This is a genomic window from Ottowia sp., assembly GCF_035444425.1.
Taxonomy (GTDB): Bacteria; Pseudomonadota; Gammaproteobacteria; order Burkholderiales; family Burkholderiaceae_C; genus Ottowia.
In genome coordinates, this window is the sequence record NZ_DAOMOQ010000015.1 from 63,150 (window position 1) to 70,370 (window position 7,221).

7 protein-coding genes and 1 pseudogene are annotated in these 7,221 nt (G+C 67.0%); 4 read left to right on the forward strand and 4 right to left on the reverse strand.

Annotated elements, in window-relative coordinates; all coding sequences use genetic code 11:
* Positions 1–2: 2 nt before the first annotated feature.
* From pyrC to PK606_RS08140, 4 genes are all read right to left on the reverse strand, one after another.
* Positions 3–1,049: a dihydroorotase gene (gene pyrC / locus PK606_RS08125; RefSeq protein WP_324562599.1), complete on the reverse strand. Its 1,047-nt coding sequence runs from the start codon at positions 1,047–1,049 to the stop codon at positions 3–5.
* 237 nt (positions 1,050–1,286) lie between these two features.
* Entirely contained in the window at positions 1,287–3,194 is a 1,908-nt protein-coding gene (locus tag PK606_RS08130; RefSeq protein WP_324562602.1) for a sensor histidine kinase, read from the reverse strand.
* Complete coding sequence (locus PK606_RS08135; RefSeq protein WP_324562604.1) at positions 3,184–3,882, reverse strand: response regulator; 699 nt, start codon at positions 3,880–3,882, stop codon at positions 3,184–3,186. The genes PK606_RS08130 and PK606_RS08135 overlap by 11 nt, the downstream gene beginning before the upstream one ends.
* 787 nt (positions 3,883–4,669) lie before the next feature.
* Complete coding sequence (locus PK606_RS08140; protein WP_324562606.1) at positions 4,670–4,876, reverse strand: hypothetical protein; 207 nt, start codon at positions 4,874–4,876, stop codon at positions 4,670–4,672.
* A gap of 301 nt (positions 4,877–5,177) precedes the next feature.
* On the opposite strand from PK606_RS08140, the pseudogene PK606_RS08145 reads away from it, so the two are divergent.
* From PK606_RS08145 to PK606_RS08160, 4 genes and pseudogenes are all read left to right on the forward strand, one after another.
* Positions 5,178–5,525: pseudogene (locus PK606_RS08145) on the forward strand (recombinase family protein); the annotation flags it as partial.
* On the forward strand, positions 5,525–5,896 hold the full coding sequence (locus tag PK606_RS08150; protein ID WP_324562608.1) for a site-specific recombinase resolvase: 372 nt from the start codon (positions 5,525–5,527) through the stop codon (positions 5,894–5,896). The pseudogene PK606_RS08145 and the gene PK606_RS08150, both read left to right, overlap by 1 nt.
* On the forward strand, positions 5,893–6,366 hold the full coding sequence (locus PK606_RS08155; RefSeq protein ID WP_324562610.1) for a ParB/RepB/Spo0J family partition protein: 474 nt from the start codon (positions 5,893–5,895) through the stop codon (positions 6,364–6,366). The genes PK606_RS08150 and PK606_RS08155 overlap by 4 nt, the downstream gene beginning before the upstream one ends.
* Positions 6,367–6,460: 94 nt before the next feature.
* Positions 6,461–7,221 (forward strand): GNAT family N-acetyltransferase (locus tag PK606_RS08160; protein WP_324562611.1); only part of this gene is annotated, 761 nt, incomplete at its 3' end.

The following is a 7,221-nucleotide window of genomic DNA, read 5'->3' on the forward strand; positions in this document are numbered from 1 at the left end:
CGCTACGCTGCGCCAGCCATCCGCCAGCCCAGCGCCTCGCCGCCCGCCAGCGGCTTGACCACGCTGTCGCCGAAAGGATAGATCTCCGGCGGCGTCCAGCGCTCGCGCCGCAGTGTCACGCTGCCGTTGTTGCGCGGCAGGCCGTAGAAATCCGGCCCATGGAAGCTGGCAAATCCCTCCAGCCGGTCCAGCGCGCCCGCCGCCTCGAAGGCGGTGGCATAAAGCTCCAGCGCGGCGTGCGCCGTGTAGCAACCGGCACAGCCGCAGGCGTGTTCCTTCAGGTGCGCCGAGTGCGGCGCCGAGTCGGTGCCGAGGAAGAACTTCGGGCTGCCGCTGGTGGCCGCCCGCAGCAGCGCTTGCCGATGCACCTCGCGCTTGAGCACCGGCAGGCAGTAGTAATGCGGGCGGATGCCGCCCACGAAGATGGCGTTGCGGTTGTAGAGCAGGTGATGCGCGGTGATGGTGGCAGCGGTGTGTGCGCCGGCCTCCTGCACATAGTGCGCCGCCTCGCGCGTGGTGATGTGCTCGAACACCAGCCTCAGCTCGGGAAAGTCGCGCCGCAGCGGAACCAGCACGCGGTCGATGAACACCGCCTCACGGTCGAACAGGTCGATCTCCGGGTCGGTCACCTCGCCGTGCAGCAGCAGTTTCAGACCGGCGCGCTGCATCGCCTCCAGCGTCCGGTAGGTCTTGCGGATGTCGGTGACGCCGGCATCGCTGTTGGTGGTCGCGCCGGCCGGGTACAGCTTGAGGGCAACCACGCCGGCATCCTGGGCGCGCGCGATCTCGTCCGGCGGCGTGTTGTCGGTCAGGTACAGCGTCATAAGCGGCTCGAACGCCGTGCCGGCGGGCACCGCCGCCAGGATGCGCCGCCGGTATTCCAGCGCCTGCGCCGCCGTGGTCACCGGCGGCCGCAGATTCGGCATGATGATGGCGCGGCCGAACTGCGCCGCGGTGTGCGGCACCACGGCCGCCAGCGCGGCGCCATCGCGCACGTGCAGGTGCCAGTCGTCGGGGCGCGTCAGGGTCAGCTTGTCGGGTGAATGCATACGCTGATCGTCGCTGCTTGCCAGCGCACGGTCGCAATTGATCGGATGGTGGCGGGATGGTAGCCCGCGCCAGGCCCATGTCACTCGATGCCTTGTCGTCCCACTGACGCGAAGAAGACACGAAGCCCAGACCCTGGCACGGGTGATCCTATCAGCACCCACTGCGCCTATTACCCAATCACTGTCATGTACCGTCGGCAGCGCTGCCGGAGTCGGCCCCCGGTCCCGCGCTTCGGCTCAACCGGCCGGCCAATGCTCGGCTGGCCTTGACCGCGTCAGCGGCAGCCACAGCGTGAACACCGTGCCGCCGCCATCGGCTGCCGACCATTGGCAATCCCCGTCCAGCGCCTGCACGCGCGCGCGGATGTTGGCCAGACCCTTGCGGCCGGGCGGCAGCGCCTCGGGATCGGGCGGCGTGAACAGTGCACCATCGTCGGCGACGCGCACCACCACGCCGGCTGCGCCGGCCCGTGCCTGCTCGGCGGTGCTCACGACCAGGGTGCGCGCGCCACTGTGCTTGATGATGTTGGTCAGCACCTCCTGCAGCACGCGCAGCACGTGCAGCGCGCTCTGCGCATCCAGCCAGGGCAGTGGCGGCAGGTCCTGCACCCGCCAGTGCAGCGTCAGGCCGGCGCCCTCCAGCCGCGGTGCCAGCCGGAAGCGCAGGCTGCCCAGCAGCACCAGCAGGTCGGCGTCCACCGGCTCCAGTGAATCGATCGAGATCTTCAGGTCGTCGACGCATTCCTTCAGCACCTGCGGCACGTTGATCTGCGCCATGTCACCGTGTTCGACCAGCCGCAGCGCGGTCATCAGCGACGAGCCCACGCCGTCGTGCATCTCGCGCATCAGGCGCTGGCGCTCCTGCAGCAGCGTCTGCTCGCGCTCGGCCGCGCGCAGACGCTGGTGGCTGGCGGCCAGCGCGGCCTCGCGCTCAGCCAGGCGCCGCTCCAGCGTCACGTTGGCCTGCGCCGCCACGTCCAGCGCACGCACGTAGCGCGTGTAGGCAACCAGCAGGAACATGGTGAACAGCCCGAGATAGATGTACGGCGTCAGGTAGATCGACTCCATGTCGCCGCGGTAGCGCTGCAGCCCCAGGTCGTGAAACGCGATCGGTAGCGACAGCAGCAGCCAGGCTGCAAGCATCCAGCTGGCCGGCGTGCGGCGCTTGATGGCGCCCCACACGCCGGTGCCGATCATCACCAGCGCCGGCGGAACCAGCGCCAGGCGCAGGGCCGGCAAGGCGCTGTTCAGCTCCAGCAGGCCCAGCAGCGGCAGCGTGACCACCACCATCGTGCCGACGTACATCAGCATGGCCGCCTTCAGGCCTGGCAGCGACAACTGGTTGATGACACACAGGAAGTAGAACGAGCACAGCACCGACCCGCCCGAGCCGGCCACGTAGGCCAGCCAGGCGAACCATTCGTCCGCGATGCCGAAGCCTTCGCTGTCGACCATGTAGTGCAGCATCGACATCAGCTGGAACACCGACATCAGGAAGAACAGCAGGTACAGCCGTTCCTCGCGCCGCCGCCGCAGCAGCCACACCCCTAACGCGAACAACCCGATCACCAGGTACGAGCCGCGCGAGAACGCCACCCCGTCGGCTTGCAGCAGCGTGCGCGCGCGCCACGACAGCAGCAGGTCTTCGGCCGGCCCCGCCCACAGCGACGACAGCGCCCCGCCTACGCCCTGCTGGCTGGCCATGCGCACGTGCACCGTCAGTCCCTGGCCCAGCTGAACGGCGCCGCCCAGGTCGATCCACACCGGCCGGTTGGTGGCATTCCACACCCTGCTGCCACGCGTCTGCCACAACAGCCGGCCGTCGGCATACACCGCCACCGTGCCCGAGGTCTGCCAGCGCGGGATATACAGGCGCGGCCCCTGCGGCGTCGCCGCCAGCGCCTCGGGTGGCACCCGCAGCCGGTACCACACCACTTCCGGCGGCGCCTGTGCCGTCTGCGCCGTCGTCGCCACGGCACGCGGCCGCGCGTGCGGCAGCACCACAGTCTGCCAGGGTGTGGCCGCCTCCAACAACCCATCGCCAGCCTGCGCCTGCGCCTGCGCCATCGGCAGCGCAGCCAGCCAGCAGATCAGCGCCGGCAGCCAGCGCCAGATGATGACGCGCGCAAGTGCTTCAAGGCGCATCCAGCAGCCCTTGCTGGGTTGCCTTGTTGATCGCATCCACCCGCGAGCTCACCTGCAGCTTGGCGTAGATACGCCGCACGAAGGTGCGCGTGGTGTGCAGCGTCACGCCCAGCGCCTGCGCCACCTCGGCCAGCGTGTGGCCGCGCGCCACCAGCCGCAGCACCTCCAGTTCGCGCACCGACAACGACGCGGCATTCGCCACCGGTGCCGGCGCCGAAACTTCGGCCTGCGCCCGCAGCAGCAGCTTGCGCGCCACCAGCGGGCTGATCGGGCTGCCGCCGGCGTGCAAGCTGCGCACTTCCTGCACCACCGCATCGGCCACCGCATCCTTCAGCAGGTAACCCATGGCGCCGGCCTCGATCGCCGCCAGCACGTGGCCCTCATCGCCGAAGATGGTGCACACCATCGGCGCGCAATGCGGCCAGAACCCGCGTGCGGCGGCGATCACGTCCAGACCCGAGCCGTCGGGCAGGCCCAGATCCACCAGCAGCACGTCAAGCGGCTCGGTCGGCAGCAGCAGCAATGCGTGCGCCTGCGTGGCCGCGCCCCAGGCCAGCCGCATGTCCGGCGCCGATTCCAGCGCCTGCATGAAGCTGAAGCGGCAGGCCGTGTCGTCCTCGACCACGGCCACCCGAACCGACCCGTCAGGCGACTGGGCGGGTACGCTGGGATCCAGGGTCGACGGCATGGGACGTGGGTCAGGTGGCTGGCGCGTGCGCGCGCCCGAACGCGATCTTCGATCAGTTCGCGCCGTCTGTCTGTCACCCGCTCGGGCGACAGCCTGTACCGCCTTGTCCCCCGAAAGGGGGACAGCGGGAGCATCGGCTGCGGGCGATTGTGACCCTTTCGGGGGACATACAGGCGGCTTCATTTTCCGTAGCATTCTCCCACTTCGCGATCAGCCTGACGCGCTGCACCACGCAGCCATAGCAGCAGGTCGTCGAAACACCCGGTTTGTCACGCGTCATCGCCCGCTTGTCGGGCCGCCCAGGGAGAGCCGGGTCATCTGCAGGACGCGCGCTGGCAGTGACCCGGACGGCAATGCCGGCGCGGTGGAATTCGATGCCGTTGCGGTCGCTTGGCGTTGCCGCACGGCCAGGGAGGTCGAACAACGCCGCGCCGGCCACGTCCGCTGCGGCGTTGCGCCGCGCGCACCGGTAAGCCGGCATGGCCTCAGGGGATCTCAGTAATCGATCGATGCTGCGCGGGTCAGCTTCTGCTCAGTACGCACGGCTTCGTCACCGACGCCTTGGCCGCCGGCAACGCGCTCAGCCCCGCAGCCTGCTCCAGGCCCGGCCCACGCATTTCCGGCGTCGTCGCCGCAGGCCAGCGCGATCCGGCCGACACATGACGGCAGGCACCGGACGATCTTCTTGCTCCTGCTTGTGGCCGCTTGCGCTGGCCAGACCGGACGCCGCGCGCGAACCAGCAACGAATCAAGCCAAAATTGAGCGACGCGACAACAACCGGTTCCGTCACTCGCGATCCGACCGTGGCGGCGTGAAGAACGATCCCCCAAGCAAGAGCGACACCAGCCAAGCAGGCAGCGTGGTGACGCCCAGCAGCATCAACTGCCTGACGAGATGCGGGTGGTCCGGGCCGTCGTTGAAGTAGGCATAAAGCAGCAGCGCCAGCGCTGCCGTGCCGAACCACCACGTGATCTGTGCAAGTCTGATGAGCATGTGTTTCCTGCCTCCGTGCGATGAGCGACCACCGCCACTCTCGTCGCGCACACGGCCAATGATATGACTCTACCCAACCGGTCGTGGAGTGGCCAATCCTAGTCACCGATCGGTACGGAAAGGCCGTGCCGGTTGGTACCCGGCCGCTCCTGCGCGTCAGGCGCTCCCTTGACGCGCTCACCGCATTGTCGTTGATTCGCCACAGTCGATTCCGGAGCGCGTCGGTTGCCGGTCATCGCCATCTCGTGAGGCCACGCTGCGCCGCCCCGGCCCGCGGTTGAGTGATCAACAAAAAGGCCATCGGGTGCCCGCGCCGGAGATCGAGGGGGCGGTGGTGGCCCAGATCCGAACGGTGCTGACCAGCCCGGAGACCGTGGCGTCGGTGGTGCGGCACATTCAACGCAACGGGGCCCAGATCGACGAGGCCACCACCGTGATGGCGATGGGACGCCTCAACAACGTGTGGGATCAACTGTTCCCGGTCGAGCGCCACCGCATCGCCAATCTGATGATCGAGCGCATCGACCTCGTCCACGCGGGCGAGGTGCAGGGGATCAAGGTGAAGTGGCGTGAGGTGGGTTGGAATGCGCTGATCGCGGAGTTCGCCCCGGACAGCATCGGTGCTGAACTGCTGGAGGTCGAAGCCTGATGGACGAGTCGATGGAAACCTTTGTGCCCCTGACGTTTCGCCGCCGGGGCGTCCAACGCGTGGCTGCCGACGACCGGAACATCCACGACGTGACACTGCTCGACGGTGTGGCACGGGCCTTCTACTGGCAGCACCTGCTGGACACCGGCGCGATGCAGAGCGGGTCGGCCATCGCCCGCGCCGAGAAGCTGCACCACTCGGTGGTCAACGAACTGCTGCGATTGACCCTGCTGGCCCCCGACATCATTGAGCAGTTCATGGCGGGCAAGCAGCCACGGCGGCTGACGCTGATGTGGTTTCAGCGAAACCGCCTGATGGTCGACTGGCACGCCCAGCGCCAGCTCATGGCCAGTTTTGAGGAGGAGGCATGAGCAAGAAGCATCGCGGCCACGCCAAGGGCGACCCGGTGACGTATCAGACGCCGCTGCCTGCTGGCGGCGTGCAGATGGAAACCTTCCTGCCCTGGACGCTGGTGCGCCGGGGTCTGAAGAAGCAAGTCATCACGCCGCTGGACGCGCCGCAAGAGTTCCTGGACGAGGCCCGCCGTGAGCGGCAGGTGCGCGAGATGGCGCAGGACACACCCCTGATGCGGGCGCTCGGACTGGCGCACCATTGGCAACGCCTGCTGGACGAGCAGCGAGCGGCGTCGGTGACAGAGATTGCCGAGGCCGAAGGCATGGACGTGACGCAGGTGCGCCGGGTCATGCGATTGACCCTCCTGGCCCCGGAAATCGTGGAACGGCTTGCGTGCTCGTCCGACGCGGTGCTGGAGAAGGTAATACGCCACGCCTTGCCCAGCGGCTGGAGCGACCAGAGGCGGACGCTCACGCTGCTCGTATGAGTGCAGCAGCGGCCTGACGAGACCGATGCATTTGGTTGTCGCATACAACTACATGGTTGTATGATGCAACCTTATTGCATAAGGAATTCTGAAAATGGGCACCGATCTGTCGTTAGTCGAGGAAATTCGTTCCGCATCACGTGTGATGGTTCGCGAGCTGGGCTTCATGCGCGCAACACTCGCGGGCACGGCCTATTCCCCTTCCACAGTACATGCGTTGCTTGAGATTGAAGTCCGAGGTGGCATGACGGCTGCTCAGCTTGTGCACACGCTAGGACTGGAAAAGTCGAGTGTGAGCCGGATGGTGGGCAAGCTCGTCGAAGCAGGAGAAGTGGAGGAAGTTGCCGGCGAAGACGATGGCCGTGTCAAGCGATTGCATTTGACTGCGCAAGGAATGCGCACAGTCGGAGAGATCCATGCCTACGGCCAAATGCAGGTCAAAACCGCAATGGAGCAATTGAATCCGTCGCAGCAACAAGCAGTTGCCCAAGGGCTCGCGGCGTATGCCCATGCCTTGAAGACTTGCCGCCAGGGAACGGCGGAGGTCTCAAACAATTCATTCAACGTCCGCTCGGGTTACCTGCCAGGGATGGTCGGTCGAGTGACCGAGATGCACGCAGCCTTCTACTCCAAGCACTCTGGATTCGGGCAGTACTTCGAGAGTCAGGTTGCCACCGGCGTGGCCGAGTTCGTTGGACGACTGGATCAGCCATGCAACGGCATATGGGTCGCAACTCATAACGAGCGCGTCGTGGGTTCAATCGCCATCGATGGACAAGACCTTGGGAACAACAACGCCCACCTGCGATGGTTCATTCTGGACGACGGCTGTCGTGGAAGCGGTGTGGGTCGCCG

Coding starts and splice junctions, on each gene's coding strand:
- pyrC (WP_324562599.1), bottom strand. CDS start 1,049: ATGCATTCACCCGACAAGCTGACCCTGACGCGCCCCGACGACTGGCAC.
- PK606_RS08130 (WP_324562602.1), bottom strand. CDS start 3,194: ATGCGCCTTGAAGCACTTGCGCGCGTCATCATCTGGCGCTGGCTGCCG.
- PK606_RS08135 (WP_324562604.1), bottom strand. CDS start 3,882: ATGCCGTCGACCCTGGATCCCAGCGTACCCGCCCAGTCGCCTGACGGG.
- PK606_RS08140 (WP_324562606.1), bottom strand. CDS start 4,876: ATGCTCATCAGACTTGCACAGATCACGTGGTGGTTCGGCACGGCAGCG.
- PK606_RS08150 (WP_324562608.1), top strand. CDS start 5,525: ATGGACGAGTCGATGGAAACCTTTGTGCCCCTGACGTTTCGCCGCCGG.
- PK606_RS08155 (WP_324562610.1), top strand. CDS start 5,893: ATGAGCAAGAAGCATCGCGGCCACGCCAAGGGCGACCCGGTGACGTAT.